Annotated in this window: 18 protein-coding genes; 13 read left to right on the plus strand and 5 right to left on the minus strand. The window is 70.6% G+C overall.

Annotated elements, in window-relative coordinates; all coding sequences use genetic code 11:
* Positions 1-58: 58 nt before the first annotated feature.
* The 8 genes from C4K88_RS04185 to holA all read left to right on the plus strand — a co-directional run bounded on the left by C4K88_RS04185 (position 59) and on the right by holA (position 12,747).
* Positions 59-1,798, plus strand: coding sequence for a glycerol-3-phosphate dehydrogenase/oxidase (locus tag C4K88_RS04185; RefSeq protein ID WP_104120786.1), 1,740 nt, complete (start codon positions 59-61; stop codon positions 1,796-1,798).
* 139 nt (positions 1,799-1,937) lie between these two features.
* Positions 1,938-2,690 carry an MIP/aquaporin family protein gene (locus C4K88_RS04190; protein WP_104120392.1) on the plus strand — a complete coding sequence of 251 codons (753 nt, stop codon included), beginning with the start codon at positions 1,938-1,940 and terminating at the stop codon, positions 2,688-2,690.
* A gap of 68 nt (positions 2,691-2,758) precedes the next feature.
* A complete protein-coding gene (gene glpK, locus C4K88_RS04195) occupies positions 2,759-4,276 on the plus strand; it encodes a glycerol kinase GlpK (RefSeq protein ID WP_104120393.1) in 1,518 nt (505 codons plus the stop codon).
* Positions 4,277-4,577: 301 nt separating this feature from the next.
* The gene (leuS, locus tag C4K88_RS04200) at positions 4,578-7,076 is read left to right on the plus strand and encodes a leucine--tRNA ligase (protein ID WP_104120394.1); all 2,499 of its coding nucleotides are present in this window, start codon (positions 4,578-4,580) and stop codon (positions 7,074-7,076) included.
* 54 nt (positions 7,077-7,130) lie between these two features.
* On the plus strand, positions 7,131-8,000 hold the full coding sequence (locus C4K88_RS04205) for a DegV family protein (protein WP_104120395.1): 870 nt from the start codon (positions 7,131-7,133) through the stop codon (positions 7,998-8,000).
* A gap of 64 nt (positions 8,001-8,064) precedes the next feature.
* On the plus strand, positions 8,065-9,024 hold the full coding sequence (locus C4K88_RS04210) for a ComEA family DNA-binding protein (RefSeq protein WP_104120396.1): 960 nt from the start codon (positions 8,065-8,067) through the stop codon (positions 9,022-9,024).
* A gap of 116 nt (positions 9,025-9,140) precedes the next feature.
* Complete coding sequence (locus tag C4K88_RS04215; RefSeq protein ID WP_104120397.1) at positions 9,141-11,645, plus strand: ComEC/Rec2 family competence protein; 2,505 nt, start codon at positions 9,141-9,143, stop codon at positions 11,643-11,645.
* A gap of 88 nt (positions 11,646-11,733) precedes the next feature.
* Positions 11,734-12,747, plus strand: coding sequence for a DNA polymerase III subunit delta (holA, locus tag C4K88_RS04220; RefSeq protein ID WP_241521702.1), 1,014 nt, complete (start codon positions 11,734-11,736; stop codon positions 12,745-12,747).
* Between the two features lie 269 nt (positions 12,748-13,016).
* Here holA and rpsT read toward each other — a convergent pair whose 3' ends face one another.
* Positions 13,017-13,277, minus strand: coding sequence for a 30S ribosomal protein S20 (rpsT, locus tag C4K88_RS04225; RefSeq protein WP_104120398.1), 261 nt, complete (start codon positions 13,275-13,277; stop codon positions 13,017-13,019).
* Positions 13,278-13,488: 211 nt separating this feature from the next.
* Entirely contained in the window at positions 13,489-14,019 is a 531-nt protein-coding gene (locus C4K88_RS04230; protein WP_104120399.1) for a type II toxin-antitoxin system PemK/MazF family toxin, read from the minus strand.
* A 221-nt stretch (positions 14,020-14,240) separates the two neighbouring features.
* Here C4K88_RS04230 and lepA point away from each other — a divergent pair, with 221 nt between their 5' ends.
* Both lepA and hemW read left to right on the plus strand, forming a co-directional pair.
* A complete protein-coding gene (gene lepA, locus C4K88_RS04235) occupies positions 14,241-16,094 on the plus strand; it encodes a translation elongation factor 4 (RefSeq protein ID WP_174705208.1) in 1,854 nt (617 codons plus the stop codon).
* A gap of 21 nt (positions 16,095-16,115) precedes the next feature.
* Positions 16,116-17,345, plus strand: coding sequence for a radical SAM family heme chaperone HemW (hemW, locus tag C4K88_RS04240; protein WP_104120401.1), 1,230 nt, complete (start codon positions 16,116-16,118; stop codon positions 17,343-17,345).
* 39 nt (positions 17,346-17,384) lie between these two features.
* Here the strand turns inward: hemW and C4K88_RS04245 are convergent, their stop codons facing one another.
* Together C4K88_RS04245 and C4K88_RS04250 are read right to left on the minus strand one after the other, a co-directional pair.
* Positions 17,385-17,801: a DUF4870 domain-containing protein gene (locus C4K88_RS04245; RefSeq protein WP_241521703.1), complete on the minus strand. Its 417-nt coding sequence runs from the start codon at positions 17,799-17,801 to the stop codon at positions 17,385-17,387.
* Positions 17,802-17,880: 79 nt separating this feature from the next.
* Positions 17,881-18,735 (minus strand): DUF3097 family protein, encoded by an 855-nt coding sequence (locus C4K88_RS04250; protein WP_104120403.1) that lies wholly within the window; start codon positions 18,733-18,735, stop codon positions 17,881-17,883.
* Between the two features lie 174 nt (positions 18,736-18,909).
* Between C4K88_RS04250 and hrcA the strand changes: the two genes are divergently transcribed.
* The 3 genes from hrcA (at position 18,910) to C4K88_RS04265 (ending at position 21,942) form a co-directional block, all read left to right on the plus strand.
* Entirely contained in the window at positions 18,910-19,923 is a 1,014-nt protein-coding gene (hrcA, locus tag C4K88_RS04255; RefSeq protein ID WP_104120404.1) for a heat-inducible transcriptional repressor HrcA, read from the plus strand.
* Positions 19,924-20,041: 118 nt separating this feature from the next.
* Entirely contained in the window at positions 20,042-21,175 is a 1,134-nt protein-coding gene (gene dnaJ, locus C4K88_RS04260; RefSeq protein WP_104120405.1) for a molecular chaperone DnaJ, read from the plus strand.
* A 2-nt stretch (positions 21,176-21,177) separates the two neighbouring features.
* Entirely contained in the window at positions 21,178-21,942 is a 765-nt protein-coding gene (locus C4K88_RS04265) for a 16S rRNA (uracil(1498)-N(3))-methyltransferase (protein WP_104120406.1), read from the plus strand.
* A gap of 26 nt (positions 21,943-21,968) precedes the next feature.
* Here C4K88_RS04265 and C4K88_RS04270 read toward each other — a convergent pair whose 3' ends face one another.
* On the minus strand, positions 21,969-22,967 hold the full coding sequence (locus C4K88_RS04270) for a GerMN domain-containing protein (RefSeq protein ID WP_104120407.1): 999 nt from the start codon (positions 22,965-22,967) through the stop codon (positions 21,969-21,971).
* Positions 22,968-23,279 lie beyond the last annotated feature (312 nt).

Here is a 23,279-nt window from a genome sequence, read left to right on the forward strand (position 1 = left end):
AGAATGAGGAGTGCAGTAACCAATCCCGACATTGACGTTACGGAGTAGTACCTTGAGCATTCCAGCCGACCGGATCGCCGGAGAAGGCACGACGACATCGACCCGCGAGGTGGTGCAGGAGCTCCGGGACAACCCCCGGGCGTCAGTCCTGGTCATCGGTGGCGGCATCAACGGGGTCGGCACGTTCCGCGACCTCGCACTCCAGGGGATCGATGTCGCGCTCGTCGAGCGCGGCGACTACTGCCAGGGCGCATCCGGGGCGTCCTCGCACATGATCCACGGCGGTATCCGCTACCTGGAGAACGGCGAGTTCCGCCTCGTGCAGGAGTCCGTCGTCGAGCGCAACGCCCTCCTGCGCATCGCCCCCCACTACGTGAAGCCCCTGCAGACCACCATCCCGATCTACACCACGTTCTCCGGGATCCTCTCCGCTCCCATGCGCTTCCTGACCCACCGCCAGGGCAAGCAGGTGGAGCGCGGCGCCGTGCTCATCAAGGCCGGCCTCACCATGTACGACTTCTTCTCGCGCGACGGCGGCAATGTGCCCCGCCACTCCTTCGTGGGGCGCAAGAAGGCCCTCGCGGCCATGCCCGACGTCCGCAAGGACATCAAGTACGCGGCGACCTACTTCGACGCCTCGGTGCACAACCCCGAGCGCCTGACCCTCGACGTCCTGCGCGACGGTAAGATCGCCAACCCGGCCGCCCGCGCCGCCAACTACGTCAGCGCCATCGGCACGAGCGACGACGGCGTGCTGCTGCGCGACGAGCTCACCGGAGAGACCTTCTCCTTCCAGGCCGACGTCGTCGTCAACGCGACCGGCGCCTGGACCGACGGCACCAACGCCACCCTCGGCACCGAGACCCGCTTCATGGGCGGCACCAAGGGCTCGCACATCGTGCTCGACCACCCCGAGCTGCTGAAGGCCTGCAACGGCACCGAGATCTTCTTCGAGCACGTCGACGGCCGGATCGTCCTGATCTACCCCATGGAGGATCGCGTCCTGGTGGGCACCACGGACATCGATGTCGACGTCAACGAGCAGGCGGTCTGCACCGACGAGGAGATCGACTACTTCTTCGAGCTCATCGGGCACGTCTTCCCCGACATCAAGGTCACCAACGACGACATCGTCTACAGCTTCTCCGGCGTCCGCCCCCTGCCGCGGCACGAGACGCAGCCCGGGTTCGTGTCGCGGGACTACCGCATCGAGAAGCGTGAGGAGGAGGTCGGCGGCCGGAAGGTCACGACGCTGAGCCTCGTCGGCGGCAAGTGGACCACGTTCCGCGCCTTGTCGGAGCACCTCGCGAACGACACGCTGGCCGCCCTCGGCGCCACGCGCAAGACCTCGACCGCCGGCGTGGCGATCGGCGGCGGCGTCGACTTCCCGACCGACGAGGCCGCGGAGCGCGCCTGGATCACGAAGGCCGTGCGCCCCGGGGTCGACGAGGCCCGCGTCAGGGTTCTGCTCACCCGCTACGGGACACGAGCGACCGATGTCATCGAATACCTGACAGACGGCCCCGACAGGGTGTTCAATTCCACGCAGGAGCTGAGCACGCGCGAACTCGCCTACATGGTGGAGCACGAGCAGGTCGGCCACCTGATCGACGTCCTGATCCGGCGTACCTCCCTCGCCTTCCGGGGACTCGTCACCGGGGAGCTGCTCGAAGAGCTCGCCGACACGCTGGCGCCCCTCCTCGGATGGGATTCCGCGCGGTCAGCGGCCGAGATCAAGCTCGCCGAGAAGGTCCTCGCGGACGCGCACCGTGTGCACGTCAAGAACCTGACGCCGTAGCGGCACCCGCCGCACCGGGGTCGACCCGCTGCTTCCAGCAGCGGTGCAGTGCCAACGGCAGTGGTTGCCGGGGGGAAGCGAACGGGTGCCGTCGAGGCGGCGGCACCCGTCGATAAGTGAATAGACAAAGGAGTCAAAGATGTCTCTGGACGTATTTGTTGCCGAATCATTCGGCACCTTCATGCTGTTGTTACTCGGTACCGGTGTGGTCGCGAATGTCGCGCTCGCCAGGACCAAGGGCAATAACGGCGGTTTTCTCATGGTCAACTTCGGGTGGGGGCTTGCCGTCTTCGCCGGCGTCTACGTCGCCGCGCTCTCCGGCGCCCACCTGAACTTCGCCGTCACCGTGGGTCTCTGGGTGAACCCCGACGCCGCCGAGTTCGCTCCCGGCGTCTCCAAGGACTTCGTCAATGCCATGGGCTACCTCGCCGCACAGATGCTCGGCTCCATCCTCGGCGCCGTCTTCTGCTGGCTCGCCTACAAGCAGCACTTCGACGATGAGCCGGAGCCCGCCAACAAGCTCGGTGTCTTCTCGACCGGCCCCGCCATCCGTTCCTACGGCTGGAACGTCGTCACCGAGATCATCGGTACGTTCGTCCTCGTGTTCGTCATCCTGTCCTTCGGCGGGACGTCCACGGGCCTCGGCCCGCTCGCCGTCGCGCTCCTCGTCGTCGGCATCGGCGCCTCGCTCGGTGGTCCCACCGGGTACGCCATCAACCCGAACCGCGACCTCGGCCCCCGCATCGCCCACGCACTCCTGCCCATCAAGGGCAAGGGCAGCAGCGACTGGGGCTACGCCTGGGTCCCCGTCGTCGGACCGATCATCGGTGGTGCCCTCGCCGGGTTCCTCGTGCAGTTCGTGACCTTCCCGCCCCCTGCAGTCGCAGGCTAGACAGCATCGCCCCGCGCGGCCCCCGGCCGCCCGCTTCTCCACGACGTCATCCAATGAAGGAGTAAGACATGTCGCAGCAGTACGTCATCGCCATCGACCAAGGCACCACGTCCAGCCGGGCCATCGTGTTCGACCACAAGGGCGATATCGTGTCCTCGGGCCAGAAGGAACACGAGCAGATCTTCCCCAAGGCAGGCTGGGTGGAACACGACCCCGCCGAGATCTGGGCCAACACCCGCGAGGTCATCGGCAACGCGCTGTCCAAGGCGAACCTCACCCGCCACGACATCGCCGCCGTCGGCATCACCAACCAGCGCGAGACCGCCGTGGTCTGGGACAAGACCACTGGCCAGGCCGTGTACAACGCCATCGTCTGGCAGGACACCCGGACCCAGAACATCGTCGACGAGATCGCCAAGGACGGCGGCGTCGAACGCTACAAGAACAAGGTGGGCCTCCCGCTCGCCACCTACTTCTCCGGCACCAAGATCAAGTGGATCCTCGACAACGTCGAGGGTGCCCGTGCGAAGGCCGAGGCAGGCGACCTCCTGTTCGGCAACACCGACTCGTGGGTCACCTGGAACCTCACCGGCGGCACCGACGGCGGCGTGCACATCACCGACGTCACCAACGCATCCCGCACCCTCTTCATGGATCTCGAGACCCTCTCCTGGGACGAGTCGATCCTCGCCGACTTCGGCGTCCCGCTCTCGATGATGCCGCAGATCAAGTCCTCATCGGAGGTCTACGGCACGGTCCACACCTCGCAGCTCCTCCGCGAAGTGCCGGTCGCCGGCATCCTCGGAGACCAGCAGGCGGCCACGTTCGGCCAGGCTGCGTTCGAGAAGGGCGGCGCGAAGAACACCTACGGCACCGGCAACTTCATGATCGTCAACACCGGCGAGGAGATCGTCCACTCCAAGAACGGCCTGCTCACGACCGTCTGCTACAAGCTCGGGGACGCCAAGCCCGTCTACGCGCTCGAAGGATCCATCGCCGTCACCGGTTCTCTCATCCAGTGGCTCCGCGACAATCTCGGCATCATCAAGAGCGCGCCCGAAGTGGAGCAGCTCGCTACGACGGTCGAGGACAACGGCGGCGTGTACATCGTCCCGGCGTTCTCCGGCCTCTTCGCGCCCTACTGGCGTTCCGACGCCCGCGGCGCGATCGTCGGGCTGACCCGTTTCGTGAACAAGGGGCACATCGCCCGGGCCGCACTGGAGGCGACGGCGTTCCAGACCCGCGAGGTCCTGGACGCCGCCAACGCCGACTCCGGGGTGAACATGGAGGACCTCAGGGTCGACGGCGGCATGGTCGCCAATGACGCGCTGATGCAGTTCCAGGCCGACATCCTCGGTATCCCGGTCATCCGCCCCAAGGTCACGGAGACCACGGCCCTCGGCGCCGCCTATGCGGCGGGCCTCGCCGTCGGCTTCTGGAAGGACACCGACGAGCTCGCCTCCAACTGGGCCGAGGACAAGCGCTGGAACCCGGAGATGGACGACGCCGAGCGCGAGCGCCAGCTGCGCATGTGGAAGAAGGCCGTGACGAAGACCTTCGACTGGATCGACGAGGACGTGCGCTAGCACCGACGCGTCGAAGGGGCGTCCTGCGGTCCGACCGGGCCGCAGAACGCCCCTCCCGTCCCGCAGCACGGCCGGGCGCGGTTGCGCGCGCACTGCTAAAGTGAACCCATGCTGCGCACCTCGCTCCTTACATAGCCGCACGGTTCCCGCCGTGCGGCCAGCCCCTCCCGTCTGCGAGGGGCTTTTGTGTGTCCGGCGCAGGACCGCGCCCGTCGCCGTCGCGCGGCCGCCGGAGCAGAGCACGAGGCAGTGACGCACCACCGCAGAATTTCGTTCCACCGACAGGACAGGCCAACATACAGTGAGCAGCAACCCCGAGGTCGCTCAGCCGGACGACAACACCTACGATTTCTCCGCCATCGAGGCGAAGTGGCCGGCGGTCTGGGACAGGCTCCGGGCGTTCGCCCCGGTCGACGACGGCTCGCGCGAGCGGCGCTACGTGCTGGACATGTTCCCCTACCCGTCGGGCGACCTGCACATGGGGCACGCCGAGGCGTTCGCCATGGGTGACGTCGCCGCACGGTTCTACCGGCAGAAGGGCTTCGACGTCCTGCACCCGATCGGCTGGGACTCGTTCGGGCTCCCCGCCGAGAACGCGGCGATCAAGCGCAACGCGCACCCGGCCGAGTGGACGTACGCGAACATCGAGACCCAGGCGAACTCCTTCCGGCGCTATGCGATCAGCGCGGACTGGGACCGCCGGCTGCACACCTCGGACCCGGAGTACTACCGCTGGACGCAGTGGCTGTTCGTCCGGTTCTTCCAGAAGGGCCTGGCCTACCGCCGGGACTCGCCGGTGAACTGGTGCCCGAAGGACCAGACGGTCCTGGCGAACGAGCAGGTCATCAACGGGGCGTGCGACCGCTGCGGCACCATGGTCACGAAGAAGAGCCTGAACCAGTGGTACTTCAAGATCACGGACTACGCCGACCGCCTGCTCGATGACATGGAGCAGCTCAGGGGCCACTGGCCGGAGCGCGTGCTCGCCATGCAGCGCAACTGGATCGGCCGGTCGGAGGGCGCCCACGTCCGCTTCCGGATCGAGGCCGACGGCGACCTGCCGGACACCGACGTCGCCGTCTTCACCACGCGTCCCGACACCCTGTACGGGGCCACCTTCTTCGTCGTCGCAGCGGACGCCGACCTCGCGCTCGAGCTGGTCACCCCCGAGCACCGAGCTGCCCTCGAGGCATACCGCGAGCAGGTCAAGGGCCTGTCGGAGATCGAGCGGCAGGCGACGGAGCGGGAGAAGACGGGCGTCTTCACCGGCCGCTACGCTGTCAACCCGCTCAACGGCGAGAAGCTGCCCGTCTGGGCCGCTGACTACGTGCTCGCCGATTACGGGACCGGCGCGATCATGGCCGTCCCCGCGCACGACCAGCGCGACCTCGACTTCGCGCGGGCCTTCGACCTGCCCGTCCGCACCGTCGTCGACACCGGCGCGGAGGATGCCGCCGCCACCGGGACCGCGACGACCGGCGAGGGAACCCTCGTCAACTCGGGGGAGCTGACCGGCCTGGACAAGACCGCCGCGATCCGCCGCGCCGTCGAACTGATCGAGGCCCAGGGCACGGGAGAACACACCATCAACTACCGGCTGCGCGACTGGCTGCTGTCCCGGCAGCGTTTCTGGGGCACGCCCATCCCGATCATCCACTGCCCGACCTGCGGGGAGGTCCCGGTCCCCGACGACCAGCTGCCCGTCACGCTGCCCGAGGGGCTCCGCGGGGAAGCGCTGGCACCGAAGGGCACCTCGCCGCTGGCCGCCGTCGAGGAGTGGGTCAACGTGGCCTGCCCGTCCTGCGGGGGTGCCGCGCGGCGCGACACCGACACCATGGACACCTTCGTGGACTCCTCCTGGTACTACCTCCGGTTCATCGACCCGACGCTGGACACCGCACCCTTCGACACCGAGGCCGTCAACCGCTGGCTGCCGGTGGGGCAGTACGTGGGCGGCGTCGAGCACGCCATCCTCCACCTGCTCTACAGCCGGTTCTTCACGAAGGTCCTGTTCGACCTGGGCATGGTCTCCTTCACCGAACCGTTCAGTGCCCTGCTCAACCAGGGGCAGGTGCTCAACGGCGGCAAGGCCATGAGCAAGTCGCTCGGCAACGGGGTGGACCTGGGCGAGCAGCTCGACCGCTTCGGCGTCGACGCCGTCCGCCTCACCATGGTGTTCGCCTCGCCGCCGGAGGACGACGTCGACTGGGCGGACGTCTCGCCGTCGGGCTCCGCGAAGTTCCTCGCCCGCGCCTGGCGGCTCGGCGGCGACGTGACGAGCGCCGTCGGGACGGACCCGTCCGCGGGCGACCGGGCGCTGCGCTCCATCACCCACCGCACCGTCGCCGACGCCTCCGAGCTGATGGAGGCGAACAAGTTCAACGTCGTCATCGCCAAGCTGATGGAACTCGTCAACGCGACGAGGAAGGCCATCGACACCGGGGCGGGCGGCGCGGATCCGGCCGTCCGCGAGGCGACGGAGGCCGTCGCGGTCATCCTCGGCCTCTTCGCGCCCTACACCGCCGAGGACCTGTGGGAGCGGCTCGGGCACGAGGCGACCGTGGCCACGGCGGGCTGGCCCGTCGTCGACCCGGCCCTGCTGACACAGGACACCGTCGTCGCGGTCGTGCAGGTGCAGGGCAAGGTGCGCGACCGCCTCACCGTCTCTCCGGACATCGCCGAGGACGCCCTCCGCGAGCTGGCGCTGGCCAGTGAGCAGGTGCAGCGTGTCCTGGACGGCCGGGACGTGCGGACGGTCATCGTGCGTGCGCCCAAACTGGTCAACATCGTCCCGGCCTGATGGGGTCCTGATGGGTCGGGTCCCGGCGCGCAATCGAGCGGATCGGGAGGTGCTGTGCGCATAGCCGTGGTCACCGATTCCGCCGCAGGCTTCCCGGCCGGCTGGCGCCTGCCCGGGGGGCCTGCCGAGGGGATAGGGGTGGTCCCGATGCCGGTGCTGGTGGGCGACGAGATCCTCACCGGCGAATACGACGACGTCACCGAACCGCTCATGATGGCCCTCGCCGCGGGGGCGGACGTGCGCACCTCGCGGCCCTCGCCCGGCCAGTTCGACCGGCTGTACGGTCGGCTGGCCGACGACGGCTACGACGGCATCGTGTCCGTGCACCTCTCGGGGCTGCTGTCCGGGACGGCTGACGCGGCGCGCCTCGCTGCCTCCCGGGCCCGGGTGCCCGTCGAGGTGATCGACACCCGGACGGCCGCCATGGCGCAGGGCAGGGCCGCCCTCGCCGCCCTCGCCGCCGCCCGCGGCGGCGCGGACCTGCAGGCCTCGGCGGCAGCTGCCGCGATGGCGGCGCGCGGGTCGGCCCTGTTCTTCTACGTCCCGAGCCTCGAGCAGCTGCGGCGCGGGGGCCGGATCTCCGGCGCCGCCGGGTGGCTCGGGACGCTGCTCTCCGTGCGGGTGATCCTCCATGTGCGGGGCGGACGGCTGGTGCCGCTGGAGAGGATGCGCACGGCCGCCCGGGGGCTGCAGCGGTTGCAGGAACTGGCCGAGGCGGACGTCGCGCGGCGGGGCCGGGGAGTCCGCCTGACCGTGCACCACTTCGGCAGCGAGGAGGAGGCCGCGGCCCTCGTTGGACGGCTCGAGCTCTCCATCGGGAGCGGGCTGGTCTCCCTGGCCCCCTGCCCGGCGGTGCTGGCCGCCCACGCGGGCCTCGGCGTCGTCGCCATCACCGTCAGTGCGGAGCAGCCGGGCCTCGCCTGAGGGAGATGTCCACATAGCCGCATCGGCCCCCGGGCGCGTGCCGCGGCCTTCCTAGGGTGGCTGCATGGGAAAGCACCGATGGCCGACAGCCGGGGACGCCTGGGCACCACCCCGCACCCTCCAGCCCCCCGACCCCGACGGCGCCGACGATTCTCGTCACGTTTTCGCGGAGGACGGTGGACCTCCTCCACCGGGAGGGATCCAGTGGCGTGTCGCACGCTCGGCGGCGCTCGTCTTCCTTGGCGTCGCGCTGGCGGTCGGGGCGGCCCTGTTCCTCGTGCGGAGCTCCGAACCCTCCGCCGCCGCGGTGTCCGTCCAGCTCGACGCCGAATCTCCTGCCCGGCCGGACGGTCCCGGTCCCGGTGAGTCAGGTCCTGACGACGCCCCGTCCGGCTCCGGCGGGGCTTCCCCCGGTCCGGTGGGAGCTCCGCCCGACCCGGTGGGGGACAGCACCCTGCCGGGCGGTCCGTCCGGGGCGCCGTCCATGTCCGGTCCGAGAGAGGGGTCGGTGGTCGTGTACGTCACCGGCGCGGTGGCGTCCCCCGGTGTCATCACGGTGCCCGCCGGCACGCGCCTCGTCGACGTCATCGAGCGGGCGGGCGGCCCCCTGCCGGAAGCCGACCTCGAAGGGATCAATCTCGCCAGCATGCCGGCCGACGGCCAGCACATCCATCTGCTGGCAGCGGGGGAGGAGCCGCGTACCGGCACTGCCCAGCCGCCGCTGCCCGCCTCGGCCCCCGGCGGGCCGGGAGCCTGGACCGGACCGGGTGCCGGCGGTCCTGCCGGCGCCGACGGAGCTGCCGGTGCGGGCGCTCCCGGTCCATCCGCGGGAATCATCGACCTCAACACCGCCGCGCTGCCTGACATCGAGACACTCCCGGGGGTGGGGCCCGTCCTCGGACAGCGGATCATCGATTGGCGGGAGGAGCACGGCCCCTTCGCCCAGGCCTCCGACGTGGACGCCGTGCCCGGCATCGGTCCCGCGCTGCTCGAGGGGATCCTGCCCCTCGTCACTGTCCGGTGAGCGGGGCAACCCTCCCTCGGGCCCCGGCTCCCGTCGGTGGAGCGCCGGCACGCGCCCCGACGGACGACGCGGCAACCCGCCGGAGTCCACCGCGCTGGAGAGGCGATCTCCGGCTCGTGCCCTCCGCCGTGGCAGCCTGGATCGCCGCCGCGGCCGCCATCCACGGCGGGGCGACGGGCGCGACGGCGGCAGGCCTCCTCGCCGGTGCCGCAGGCCTCGTGATCGGGTGCGTCCTGCTGGTCCCTCGCGGGCGGACGCCTGCGTGGGTGACCGTGACGGGGCAAGCACTGGCCCCGGCCGCGGCACTGGCGCTCGTCCTGCTGGCCGCGGGCGGAAGCCTCGCGCGGGCAGAATCCGGGCCGGTCGACCGGGCGGTGCGGGCGGGTACGCCGTTCACCGCGATCCTGCGGATCTCGGGCGAGCCGACCCTCCTGCCGCCCGGTGCGTTCGGCGGCGGTGACCGGTACCTCGTGGACGCCGAGGTGATCGGGGGAGTCCTGCAGGGGAGGCGGTTCGCCTCCACGACACCCGTCGTCGTGCTGGCGTCGGAGCGGTGGGGTGAAGTGGGGACCGGAGACATGGTGCGCGTGCTGGGGACCGCGAAGCCGTCCGATCGTGTCGGGCGGGCGGGGGCGGTCTTCGTGCCTGCGAGTGCTCCGAGCATCGATGACGCCGGCGGGTGGCTGGGCTACACCGACCGTCTGAGGACTGCGTTCCGTGAGCTCTCCCGGGGCGACGACCGGGACGGAGGACTCCTCCCGGGGATGGCGCTGGGTGACAGGACCGGTCTTGACCCACGCCTGGGGGACGCCATGAAGACGACAGGCCTGACGCATCTGACGGCGGTGAGCGGCGCGAACTGCTCCTACGTGGTGGCTTTCGTCTTCCTGGCTCTTCGTCTCGTCCGTGCCCCGCGTCCGGCGGCGGCCCTGGGCGCGGTGGTCGCTCTCGTCGGGTTCGTGATGCTGGTGCGGCCGGAGCCGAGTGTCCTCCGCGCGGCCGTGATGGGTGCCATCGGTGTCGCGGCCGTCCTGTCCGGACGCGGCAGGGTGTCGCTGACCCTCCTGATGCTGTCCGTCATCGTGCTGCTCGCTGCGGATCCGTGGCTCTCCGTGTCCTACGCCTTCGTGCTGTCGGTCGCCGCGACCCTGGGCCTCGTCATCGCCGGACCCCGGGTCTCGGAGACCCTCCAGCGGGTGATGCCGCGACCGGCAGCGCAGCTGCTGGCGATCCCCCTGACCGCGCAGCTGTTCTGCACCCCCGTCCTCGTGCTCATCCAACCCACGCTCCCGCTGTACTCACTGCCTGCCAATGTCCTGGCCTCGCCCGTCGTCCCCGCGATCACCCTGCTGGGTATGCTCGCGGTCCTGGCGCTCGTCGGCGCCCCGGTCCTGGCACCCCCGCTGATCGGGGCCGCCCAGTGGGGGACGCGGTGGGTGGCCGGTATTGCTGAGGCCCTGTCCGCCGGTCCGGGCGCGGCGGTGCCCTGGTTCCCGGGGATACCCGGAGCCGTCGCGGCGGCGCTGGTCTCCCTGACGGTCCTGCTGGTGCTGGTCGGGAGGCGACGTCCCGATGCCGCCCCGCCCGGCACTGTCCCGTCCGGCCGACTTTCGTCGCCCGGGATCGGCACGACGTCACGCTGGGCCCGGACCATCGGTGCTGCCGGGGTATTCTCCCGCGCCGGGTCGCCCGCGCGGCGTCGGACGGCATCCCGGCAGGACGAGGGTTCGCGCGGCCGTCCACCGCGACCGGCTCCCGGGCGCCGTCGACGGACGGCAGCGGTCGTCCTCGCGGTCCTCGCCCTGTGCGTCCTGGCCGTCGCCGTCGTCCGGGTGAGGGCGGGACCCGTGACCGGCGAATGGGCACTGGCGATGTGCGACGTCGGCCAGGGCGATGGCGTGGTGCTGGGGACGACTCCCGGTCACGCGCTGGTGGTCGACGCGGGGCCGGATCCGGAGGCCGTCGACCGGTGCCTGGACGCCCTGCGGGTGGAGGTGGTCGACGCCCTCGTCATCACCCACCTGCACGACGACCACTACGGGGGCGTCGAGGGCGTCCTCCGCGGACGGGCCCTCACCGGCGTCTACTACTCCAGCGGGGAGGCCGGCCTCCCGTCCGCGGTGGCCGAGGCGGCTGCGGCCGCCGGCGTAGAGCCCGAACGGCTGGATACCACCACCGACCTCGACCTCGATCCGCTCCGGGTCGAAGTCCTATGGCCCACGGCGACGGCGGACCTGACGGAGGAGAACAACGCGAGCGCGGTGCTGGAGGTCGAGGTACCGTCCCCGGAGCGACCGCTCAGGATCCTGTTGACCGGTGACCTCGAGGAGGACGCGGCCGCGGCGCTGCTCAGGAGCGACCCCGGTCTCGCGGTCAGGGGCGTGGACGTCCTCAAGATCGCGCACCATGGGGCGAGGAACGGAGGCACGGCACTCATCGACGCGGTGGGCCCGCGTCTGGCGCTCATATCGGTGGGGGAGGACAACGAGTACGGGCATCCGCATCCGGGGATCGTCGACGCGCTCGACCAGGCAGGGATCGCGGTGGTCCGCACGGACCGGCTGGGCTCCTTCACGGTGGGTGTCGTCGGCGCGACGGTCGAGGTCCGTCCGCTCCGGTGACACCTTCCGCGCCGGTCGGGCGACGACTTTGAGGCACGTCGGCGCCGTGCAACAGTAGGAGGTGTTTCGAGGGAAGGAACTCCGCCACGTGGCAACCAGATCACCGGCCGGCCGGACCGGCGCCGCTTCTCAGCAGACGGCCTCCTGGCGCGACGTGCAACCGGCGGGAGTCGTCCTCCTCAGCGGTCCGGAGGACTACCTCGCGTCCAAGGCGGCGGAATCGATCCGGCAGCAGGTCAGGACGGCGCAGCCCGACGCCGAGCTGGTGCGGTTCGACGCCGGGTCCTACGAAGCGGGCCACCTGACGATGCAGGCCAGCCCGTCGCTCTTCGGCGACTGGAAGGTCATCGAGGTAGCAGGGCTGGCACAGATGAGCGACGCCTTCCTCGTCGACGCGCTGTCCTATCTCGCCGACCCGTCACCGGACGTCGTCCTGGTGCTCCGCCACTCGGGGGGTAACCGCGGCAAGAAGCTGCTCGACGCGATCAAGGCCGCCCGGGCCACCGTCGTCGACTGCCAGCCGCTCAAGAAGGACGGCGACAAGGCGGAGTTCGTCACGACCGAATTCCGCCTCGCCCGCCGGCGCATCGACCCGGACGCCGTCCGTGCCCTCGTCGCTGCCGTCGGATCGCAGCTGCCGGAGCTCGCGGCCGCCTGCCAGCAGCTCATGGCCGACATGACCGGCGACGTCACCGTCGAGACCGTGGAGAAGTACTACGGCGGACGGGTCGAGGCGACGGGCTTCAAGGTGGCCGATGCGGCACTCGCCGGGCGGACGGCCCAGGCGCTGTCGATGCTCCGCCACGCCCTGGCGACGGGTGCCGACCCGGTACCCATCGTCGCCGCACTCGCGATGAAGGTCCGGGCCGTGGCGAAGGTGCACGGGGTCCGCGGTTCCTCGATGCAGCTGGCCAAGGACCTGGGCATGGCGCCGTGGCAGGTGGACCAGGCCCGCAGGGAGGCGCAGCGCTTCAGCGCCGACGCCCTCGCCCGCTGCGTGCGGGCCCTCGCGGAGGCCGACGCCCAGGTGAAGGGCGAATCGCGGGACCCCGTCTACGCGGTCGAGCGGGCCGTCACCGTCATCGCGCTCGGCGACGGCTGACTGCACGGCAGGACGGCGCCGCGCGGGCCGGACGGCGGCTCCCGCAGGCCCCGCGGCCGGTCCCGCGGGTGGTCGACCGGTTTCCGCGGGTGGCCGGCCGGTTCGGCCAGACCGACAGGCGGCCGGCCACAGGGCATCCCGCGCGCACGGCAGGAACGCCGAAGGGCCGGCCCCGTTGAACCGCTCCCCGGAAGGTGGACTGAGAAACTCAGTTCCTACTTCCCGGGACCAGATCAGAGGAGCCGGCCCTTCGTCGAAGGTTCCGCAGCTTAGAGCGCGTTGACCTTCTTGGAGATCGCGGACTTGCGGTTCGCTGCGTTGTTCTTGTGCAGCACACCCTTGGTGACGGCCTTGTCGAGCTTGCGGCTGGCGGCCTGCAGCGCCGTAGCGGCAGCATCCTTGTCAGCACCCTCGACGGCCGTGTTCACGGCGCGGATGGCGGTCTTGAGCTCGGACTTGACCGAGTTGTTACGCTGCCTCGCCTTTTCGTTGGTGAGGATGCGCTTCTTCTGGGACTTGATATTTGCCACGTATGAGAACTTTCTTTGTATTGCGGACTGGTCGTGAGGGTAGTTCGGCCAACCGAAGACTGAGCGGCGTGGGGATACCGTGTGGCGATCGGCCAAAGTGCCCGAAGACCTGCGCGGACACACAGCTATACAGGTTAGCAGAAACCTTCCCCCGACCCGAGCGGACCGGCGCAGCCCCCCGGGCACCGACGGCCTCCCGGCCGCGCGCCCATCAGCCGAGCAGGTGCTCCGGAACCCGGGCCACCACCCGCTCGTAGCGCTGGCGCGGGAGGACGGCGCCCTCCCTGCGGATGTCGTCCGGCCGGATCCGGAGCACCCGGTCAACCTTCACTTCGCTCGGGCGTCCCTGCCGATCCCAGGCCCCTGTCCCGATGTCGACGTAGCGGTCGTCGTGGTCATCGGCGTTGTTGCGGTCCCGGCTCGTGAGCATCAGGCCGAGGAGGGTGCGGCCCTCGCGGCCCACCAGCAGCACCGGGCGGTCCTTCCCCTGGGACGGGTCGTCCTCGTACGGTACCCACGTCCACACGACCTCCCCGGGATCGGGCTTGCCGTCCGCGCTGGGGGAGTACGCGAGCAGGGCCGCCTGCCGACGGCCCAGGACGGTCCGGGACGGGGCGGTGCCCGCCGAGCCGGGCGGCCGACGTCGTGCCGGGGCCCCCGCCCGTCCGGCGGGCGCGGAGCCGGCCACGGCGCGGACGACCTGATTCGCCAGGGACAGGACGGAACGGAGGGTGATTGCCATGCCCGCATCCTAGCGAGACTCCGGCCTCGCGACCGGTGGGCCGGCGCGGCGCCACCGAGGCGGACGATTGCCGCAGCGGTGAGGCGTCATGGGACACTAGGGGAGGCCGCTGCGGACCGGCGACGTCGGACCCGCGGTCCGGCCGACCAGCCGGCGGACCGTGTTCCATGCCAGACCCCGTTCCATGACGAGTCCCTGTTCAGCAAGAGTGAGGAAGCTACGTGTCACCCATGGCCCGCACCGCCCCGGTGCCCGCCGCCACCGATCCGGCGATCATCAGGAACTTCTGCATCATCGCCCACATCGATCACGGGAAGTCCACGCTGGCGGACCGCATGCTGCAGCTCACGGGAGCCGTCGAGCAGCGGGACATGAAGGCGCAGTACCTCGACCGGATGGATATCGAGCGCGAGCGCGGCATCACGATCAAGTCGCAGGCTGTCCGGCTGCCCTGGGAGGTCGACGGCACCGCCTACGCCCTCAACATGATCGACACGCCGGGCCACGTGGACTTCACCTACGAGGTGTCGCGGTCCCTCGCCGCCTGTGAGGGCGCGATCCTGCTTGTGGACGCAGCCCAGGGCATCGAGGCCCAGACGCTCGCGAACCTGTATCTCGCAATGGAGAACAACCTCACGATCATCCCGGTCCTCAACAAGATCGACCTGCCCGCGGCCCAGCCGGAGAAGTACGCCGCGGAGCTCGCGAGCCTCATCGGCGGCGAACCCGAGGACGTGCTGATGGTCTCCGGGAAGACCGGCGTCGGCGTCGAGGCCCTCATGGACAAGATCGTGCGGGACCTCCCGGCGCCGACCGGCGACCCGAACGCCCCGGCCCGGGCCATGATCTTCGACTCCGTCTACGACACCTATCGCGGCGTGGTCACCTACGTTCGGGTCGTCGACGGCCACCTCAGCCCGCGTGAGCGCATCCAGATGATGTCCACCCGTGCCACTCACGAGCTCCTGGAAATCGGTGTGAGCTCCCCCGAACCCAAGCCCAGCAAGGGTCTGGGCGTCGGCGAGGTGGGCTATCTCATCACGGGCGTCAAGGACGTCCGCCAGTCCAAGGTCGGCGATACCGTCACCACCCTCGCGAAGCCCGCCACGGAGTCCCTGGGCGGCTACCAGGACCCGAAGCCCATGGTCTTCTCCGGTCTGTACCCGCTGGACGGCACCGATTACCCCGTGCTGCGCGACGCCCTCGCGAAGTTCACCCTGAACGATGCCGCGCTGGTCTACGAGCCCGAGACCTCGGCGGCGCTCGGCTTCGGCTTCCGCGTCGGCTTCCTCGGTCTCCTGCACCTCGAGATCACCCGCGAACGCCTCGAGCGTGAATACAACCTCGACCTCATCTCCACCGCGCCGAACGTCGAGTACGAGGTCACCCTCGAGGACAAGCACGTGCTGAAGGTGACCAATCCCAGCGAGTACCCGGTCGGCAAGATCGCCGAGGTGCGCGAGCCCATGGTGTCCGCGACCATCCTCGCGCCGTCGGAGTTCGTGGGCGCGATCATGGAACTCTGCCAGCAGCGCCGCGGTGTCCTCGGCGGCATGGACTACCTGTCCGAGGACCGCGTCGAGATCCGGTACCGGCTGCCGCTGGCGGAGATCGTCTTCGACTTCTTCGACCTGCTGAAGTCCAAGACCCGGGGGTACGGGTCCCTCGACTGGAAGGCCGACGGCGACCAGGTGTCCGACCTCGTGAAGGTCGACATCCTCCTGCAGGGCGACCAGGTGGACGCGTTCTCCGCCATCACCCACCGCGACAAGGCCTACGCCTACGGCGTGATGATGACGGGCAAGCTCCGCGAGCTGATCCCGCGCCAGCAGTTCGAGGTGCCCATCCAGGCCGCGATCGGGGCGCGCATCATCGCCCGCGAGAGCATCCGCGCGATCCGCAAGGACGTCCTCGCCAAGTGCTACGGCGGCGACATCACGCGTAAGCGCAAGCTGCTGGAGAAGCAGAAGGAGGGCAAGAAGCGCATGAAGATGGTGGGGCGCGTCGAAGTGCCCCAGGAAGCCTTCATCGCCGCCCTGTCCTCCGACGAGTCCAAGGACAAAGCCAAGAAGTGACGCACCACGGTTCGGGGAGTCATGCCTAGCGCCCTGCCGCTCGGCCTGCCGGCGCCGGAGGACGGCGTCCTGCCGCCCTCCGCCGCCGAGGGGGCGTCCGACCGCGCCTTCTGCCTGTACGTGCACATCCCGTTCTGCGCCGTGCGCTGCGGCTACTGCGACTTCAACACCTACACGGCGACCGAGCTCGGCGGCGGCGCCTCACAGGACGCCTACGCCGGCTCCGTCCTCGCGGAGCTCGCCCTCGGCGCCCAGGCGCTGGAGGCCTCCGGCGTACCGTCCCGGCCACTTTCGACGGTCTTCTTCGGCGGCGGCACGCCCACGCTGCTCCCCGCCGAGGACCTCGCGGCCATCCTCCGGGCTGCGCGGGACCAGTGGTCGCTCGCGCCCGACGCCGAGGTGACCACCGAGGCGAACCCGGACTCGGTCACACCGGAATCCCTGCGCGTCCTCCGGGATGCCGGGTTCACCCGGATCTCCTTCGGCATGCAGTCCGCGGTACCCCACGTCCTGGCCGTCCTCGACCGCACCCACTCGCCGGAGCGCGTCCCGCAGGCCGTGCAGTGGGCGCGGGAGGCCGGGCTGAAGGTCAGCCTCGATCTGATCTACGGCACACCGGGGGAGTCGCTGGAGGACTGGCGGACGTCCTTGACCACGGCGCTGTCCTACGGGCCCGACCACATCTCCGCCTACGCCCTCATCATCGAGGACGGGACGAAGCTCGCCTCGCGCATCCGGCGAGGGCAGGTGCCTCCCATCGACGACGACGACCACGCCGACAAGTACGCCCTGGCGGACGAGCTGCTGACCGCCGGCGGCCTGCAGTGGTACGAGGTGAGCAACTGGGCGCGCACGCCCGCCGATGCATGCCAGCACAACCTGGCCTACTGGCGCGGAAGCGACTGGTGGGGGGCCGGACCGGGGGCCCACTCGCACGTCGGCGGGACCCGCTGGTGGAACGTGAAGCATCCACGTCCCTATGCGGACGCCCTGGCGGCGGGCCGGTCCCCGGCGGCCGGGCGCGAGGTCCTGTCGGACGAGGACCGCTACGTCGAGGACGTGATGCTGCGGGTGCGCCTGCGGGAGGGGCTCGCCACGGACACCCTGACGACGTCGGGCCGCCGGGCCGTCGCCGGCCTCATCGCGGACGGCCTCGTCGAGCCCGCCGCCGCCTTCGCGGGCCGCGTGGTCCTGACGTTCAGGGGCCGGTTGCTCGCCGACGCCGTGGTGCGGAGGCTGCTGCCCGACTGATGCGCCGCCCGAGAGCACCTCGGGCGCGGGTCGGGGCGCTCAGCGGATGAGGCGGAGGTTCAGGGGGTAGCGGTAGGGCCGGCCGCGGTTGACCTGGATGCCGGCGTTCACCGAGAAGACGGTGATCGTCAGCCAGATGAGGGCGTTCACGACCGCGAACGCCCCGCCGATGACGGGCAGCATCGAGAGCAGCCAGGCGGCCAGCGCGAGGATCGTGGGAGGAAGCGTGAAATTCAGCGCCTCCTTGGACTCCTGCGCCGTGAAGGGGCCCCGGTTCTTGAAGATGAGGAAGATCAGCAGCGCCGGGACGAAGCCGAGGATCCCCCCGAAATGGGCGAGCGTGGCGTACTGGCGATCCTCCGACGCCGTCAGGGGAAGGGCGTTGGCCGGGGTGCCTTCAAAGGCGGACGGCGATTCGCCCCGTCCGTGGTGCTGCCGGTCGGCGGTGTTGGACAACGTCAATTCCTTTGCTGCGGTCGTGGATCCTCCCCCGTGGAGTGTGCTCCAAGGATACTGGGTGGCCGGCATCTCCGGCTCAGGGAGCGCCGACGGTGAGGAAGTCGATCACTTCCTCGACCCGGCCCAGCAGCGACGGCTCCAGGTCCGCGTAGGTACCGACCCGGCCCAGGATGCGCTTCCACCCGTTGGCCACGGCGGCCTGGTCGTGGTGCGGCCAGCCGAGGCCGGCCAGGATGCCCGTCTTCCAGTCCTGGCCGCGGGGGACCACGGGCCAGGCCGCCAGGCCCAGCGCCGCCGGCTTCACGGCCTGCCAGACGTCCACGTACGGGTGCCCGACGATCAGCACGTTGCCCCGGGCCCCGGGCGCGGTCATCGCGTGCTGCGCGATCCTGGACTCCTTGGTGCCGGGGAGCAGGTGGTCGACGAGGATGCCGAGCCTGCGCTGCGGACCGGGCCCGAAGGCGCGGATGGCGCCTTCGAGGTCATCCACGCCATGCAGCGGTTCGACGACGATCCCCTCCAGGCGCAGGTCGTCACCCCACACCTTCTCGACGAGTTCGGCGTCGTGCTGGCCCTCGACCCAGATCCTGCTCGCGCGGGCGGTCCTCGCCCGCGCGTTCTCGACCCGCACGGAGCCGGAGGCGGTCCGTGCGGGGGAGGAGGCGGCGGCGCGGGCAGCAGGGAGGGGCGCGACGACGTGGACCGGGCGACCGTCGAGGAGGAAGCCGTGGCCGAGCCGGAACGTCCGGGTCCTGCCGCGTCGGTCCTCGAGCACCATCACGTGCAGTCCGCCGGACTTCTCCACCCGGACCACCGCACCGACGAATCCGCTCTGGACGTCCTCGAGGACCATGTCCTTCTCCACGGGGACGTCGGCGAGCTGCACCCGCTTCGGAGCCGATATGTCGTGGGCTCCCCAGCCGTAATCCATCCCGGGTGTGTCCTTCCCACGGGGGCTCCGGCGGTCTGCCGCAGCCCGGGATGCCAATGCTAACAATCGAAGCGGACGTATTAGACTTGGCACTTGGTCATGTCGAGTGCTAACCGCTGGGGCCGCCCGCTACGGGACCCGCGGGAGAGGAACGGATCCGGAGGTGACAGAGGATTGAGTGAACCGCGACGCCTGGAGGTGCTCCGGGCCATCGTCGAGGACTACGTCCATTCCCGCGAGCCCGTCGGGTCGAAGGCCCTGGTGGACCGACACCGGCTCGGTGTCTCCTCGGCGACCATCCGCAACGACATGGCCGTCCTCGAGGAGGAGGGCCTGATCACCGCGCCGCACACGAGCTCCGGACGCATCCCGACGGACAAGGGCTACCGCCTATTCGTGGACCGCATCTCCGAGGTGAAGCCGTTGTCCGCGCCGGAGAAGAAGGCCATCCAGACCCTCCTGGAGGGCGCCGAGGACCTCGACGACGTCATGGACCGCACGGTGCGGCTGCTCGCGCAGATCACCAACCAGGTGGCCGTCGTCCAGTTCCCCCGCGTCGGCGGGGCGTCCGTACGGCACATCGAGTGCGTGCTGCTGGGTCCGCAGCAGGTCCTCGTGGTCCTGATCGCGTCGAACGGCGCCGTGCAGCAGCGCATCGTGCGGACCTCCGCGGACATCGGGGAGTCCGAGCTCGCCGAGCTCAAGCAGCGGATCCTCGCCGCGGTGTCCGGCGTGAAGCTCGCAGCGCTCCCGGGCGAGCTCGGTGTGACCCTCTCGCAGCTCCCCCCGGGGCTGCGTGCCCACGGGGGTACCATCGTCAAGGCGCTCGAGCAGCTTGCCGGGCTCGGGCGGGACGACCGCATCCTGCTCGCGGGGACGGCGAACCTGGCCCGCTCGACGGGGGATTTCCCACTGAGCATCGGCCCCGTCCTGGAGGCTCTCGAGGAGCAGGTGGTCATGCTGCGGCTGCTGTCGGAGATGGAATACGACGCCCGCGGCATCTCGGTGCGGATCGGGAGCGAGAACCCCTACGGAGGGCTGTCGGAGGCCTCCGTCGTGGCGACGGGGTACGGACCGGATGCCGGAGCGAAGCTCGGGATCCTCGGCCCCACCCGCATGGATTATCCGACGACCATGGCGGCGGTCCGCGCCGTCGCCCGCTACCTCTCCCGGATCCTCGAGGAATAACGGGGGAGCGGGCAGGGGTTCTGGGTGGTCGACGGCCGCCCGGGGCTGCCCCGGAAGTTTCCGCCGGTACCGCCGGCGAGCAGATGACAGAACCTTCAACAGGAAGCGATGTGCAGGAGTGAGTAATCACTATGAGGTCCTCGGTGTGGCACAGGGTGCGACCGGGGAGGAAATCAAGAAGGCGTACCGCAGACTCGCCCGGAAGCTCCACCCCGACGTGAACCCGGGCCCGGATGCGTCGGAGGAGTTCAAGCGTGTCAGCCACGCCTACGAGGTCCTGTCCGATCCCCAGAAGCGGCGGGTCTACGACACCACCGGCAACGAGAACGGGACCGACAGCGGCTACGGCGGAGGGTACTCCGGCTCGGGCTTCGCCTTCCAGGACATCTTCGAGACCTTCTTCGGCGGGGGCGGCGGCCAGCAGGCCGGCGCACCGTCGCGGACACGCCGGGGACAGGACGCACTCATCAACGTGCGCATCGACCTGAAGGACGCCGTCTTCGGCACCAACAAGAAGATCGAGGTGGACACCGCGGAGCTGTGCCCCACGTGCGACGGCAGCTGCTGCCAGCCCGGCACCTCCCCCCGGACCTGCGACATCTGCGGCGGCTCCGGTCAGGTCCAGCGGGCGGTCCGCTCGATCCTCGGCCAGGTCATGACGAGCGCCCCCTGCGGTACCTGCCAGGGTTTCGGCACCGTCATCCCCAGCCCCTGCCACGAGTGCAGCGGCGAGGGCCGGGTCCGTGCCCGCCGCACCCTCACCATCAAGGTCCCCGCCGGCGTCAGCACCGGCACGCGCATCCAGCTGGCCGGCCAGGGCGAGGCCGGCACGGCCGGCGGACCGCAGGGCGACCTGTACGTCGAGATCCGGGTCGCCACGGACTCCACGTTCCTGCGCGACGGCGACGACCTGCACGTGACGCTGAGCGTCCCGATGACAGCGGCTGCGCTCGGCACCACGGTGCACCTGGACACCTACGACGGCGACCAGGAGCTCGACATCAAGCCCGGCACGCAGCCCGGCGAGATCCTGACCCTGCGAGGCCTCGGGGTCACGCATCTGCGGAGCCAGGGCAGGGGGGACCTGCGGGTCCACCTCAACGTCGAGACCCCCCGCAACGTGGACCCCCAGCAGGAGGAGCTCCTGCGCAAGCTGGCCGAGCTGCGCAACGAGGAGTACACCGACGGCCAGCTGGCCAGCAGCGGTTCCGGCGTGTTCGCCCGCCTGCGGGAGCGGCTCGGAAACCGCTGACCATGACGCGTCCCCTGTTCTTCGGGCCGGGCGAGGCGGTCCGAGCGGCGAGCCCCGGCAGTGTCTTCGTACTCGGAGGGGACGAGGGGCGCCACGCCGCCACCGTCCGCCGCCTCGGTGAGGGCGAGCGTCTCGACGTCTCCGACGGAGCCGGCTACCGGCTCGGCGGCGTCATCACGGCGGTCGGGCACGGCACCGTCGAGGTCGCCGTCGAGACGGCCGGCCAGGAGCCCGCGCCACGGCACCGGCTGATCCTCGTCCAGGCCCTCGCCAAGGGCGGCCGCGACGAGCAGGCCGTGGAGTCGGCCACCGAACTCGGGATCGATGCCGTCGTGCCCTGGCACGCGGAGCGGAGCATCGTGCGCTGGCGCGGCGAGAAGGCCGAGAAGGGCCGGCTGAAGTGGGCGTCGCTCGTCTCTGCCGCCGCGAAGCAGTCGCGCCGCTCGTTCGTCCCCGAGGTCCACGCGGTGATGGACACTCCGCGGCTGGCCGCCTGGGCGGAGACCGTGGACCGCATGATCGTCCTCCACGAGGACGCCGACCTCCCGCTCGCCGACCGGGTGTCCGCCCTGCTCGCGGACGGCTCGTCCGGCGCGACGTCGACGGCCGTCGTCGTCGGACCGGAGGGCGGGATCAGCGCGGCGGAACTCGGGAAGCTGCGCGCCGCCGGCGCCGACACCGCCCGTCTGGGCCCGTACGTCCTGCGCTCCTCGACGGCAGGACCGGCTGCCCTGGCACTGCTGAACCACCTGCTCGGGCGCTGGTAGCGCTCCGTCGTCCCCGAGCCGTCCGGTCAGCGGACGACGACGGTCTTCGAGTCCTCGGACGCAACCTCGCCGGAGGTATCCCCGGACGGCACCGACACGGTGATCTCGTACCGTCCCGGGGGCAGCGTCACCGGGAAGGAATAGGCTCCCGGCGCGCCGTCCTGCCGGACGACGTCCACGGAACCGTCCCCGAAGAGCCGCGAGCCGTCCGTCGCCGAGCCGTCGCTGCTGCGCTCGATCCGCCAGTCCAGGGCGTCCTCCGACGCCGGGCCGACCCCGTGGACGGTCAGGGTCCCGGCATCGCTGCGCGTGCCCTCCTGCGGATCGATGATCCACAGCGGCGCGAGGGTCGCGGCGTCCCGGGTCCATGCGCCGTCGAGATCGACGGAGTCGAAGACGCGGCGGTCCGCCGCGCCGTCGACCAGCACGACGACGGAACTCGCCTCGCCGCCCGCGATGAGGCCGGCGTCCGCGGCCGCCGCCGTCGCCGTGTAGACGAGCTGCTGCAGGGCGAGGCGTCCCTGGTCCTCGCCGAGGCGCTGTGGGAAGGCATCGGAGGAGATGTCGAGGGTGATGACGTTCTTCGTGGAGATGGACGAACTGACGCTCGACGCCGGCCGCCAGGCCGAGTGGTAGTCGGGATCGAGCGGCCGCCCCGAGGTCATCAGTCGCACGGCATCGGCGATCGGATCACCCGCACTGTCCTCCGGGGTGGCCAGATACTCGCGGAAGAGCCGCTCCGTGCCGCCGTCCCCGCCCAGCCAGTAGACGGGTACCAGCGGCCGGACGGCGTCCGGCGGGCTCGTGGGGCGCTCCGCCGACGCATCGGAGGGGGATCCCGTGGCGGCGCCGTCGGTCGCCGTCGTCGCGCGGGCATCCGGCAGGGGAGCCATCTGCGCGTTGCCCGCCAACCGCCCCGGATCGGGCAGGAGGAAGGCGCCGCTGGCCACGAGCACGCCCCCGGAGACCAGGAGGATGCCGCCGAGCCCCAACCGGTTCTTCTTCAAGGGGTCCTGCTGGTTCATGCGTGCCTCCTTCCGTCGCGTGCGCACGGGACGATCAGTGCGTCCCGGTCATGAGTGGTGTCGTGTGGTCCTCCCGGGCGCGGCACCGATGGTGCCGGCAGCGAGGCGGCCGCGGGCCGGGACGCCCGGGGCGGACGTGCTACAGCTTGGCATAGCGCGGTGACGCTATCCGGCCCAAAATCGACGTCGCGGACGACTGAAACCTGATCGATACGAAGCCGTGGCCGATTCGCTATGAATCCGGGGCATCCCGGGCCGCCGAGGAAGCGCTCCGGAAGCCGCCTGCACTACGGCCCGGTGCGGGGAATGGGG

Origin of the sequence: Arthrobacter pityocampae (assembly GCF_002927275.1) — a bacterium.
Classification (GTDB): domain Bacteria; phylum Actinomycetota; class Actinomycetes; order Actinomycetales; family Micrococcaceae; genus Arthrobacter_D; species Arthrobacter_D pityocampae.

Bases quoted from the DNA above. Each gene is read 5' to 3' on its own strand.
- C4K88_RS04265 (WP_104120406.1), top strand. From the start codon at position 21,178: ATGACGCGTCCCCTGTTCTTCGGGCCGGGCGAGGCGGTCCGAGCGGCG.
- C4K88_RS04210 (WP_104120396.1), top strand. From the start codon at position 8,065: ATGGGAAAGCACCGATGGCCGACAGCCGGGGACGCCTGGGCACCACCC.
- hemW (WP_104120401.1), top strand. From the start codon at position 16,116: ATGCCTAGCGCCCTGCCGCTCGGCCTGCCGGCGCCGGAGGACGGCGTC.
- C4K88_RS04230 (WP_104120399.1), bottom strand. From the start codon at position 14,019: ATGGCAATCACCCTCCGTTCCGTCCTGTCCCTGGCGAATCAGGTCGTC.
- glpK (WP_104120393.1), top strand. From the start codon at position 2,759: ATGTCGCAGCAGTACGTCATCGCCATCGACCAAGGCACCACGTCCAGC.
- C4K88_RS04190 (WP_104120392.1), top strand. From the start codon at position 1,938: ATGTCTCTGGACGTATTTGTTGCCGAATCATTCGGCACCTTCATGCTG.
- C4K88_RS04250 (WP_104120403.1), bottom strand. From the start codon at position 18,735: ATGGATTACGGCTGGGGAGCCCACGACATATCGGCTCCGAAGCGGGTG.
- C4K88_RS04270 (WP_104120407.1), bottom strand. From the start codon at position 22,967: ATGAACCAGCAGGACCCCTTGAAGAAGAACCGGTTGGGGCTCGGCGGC.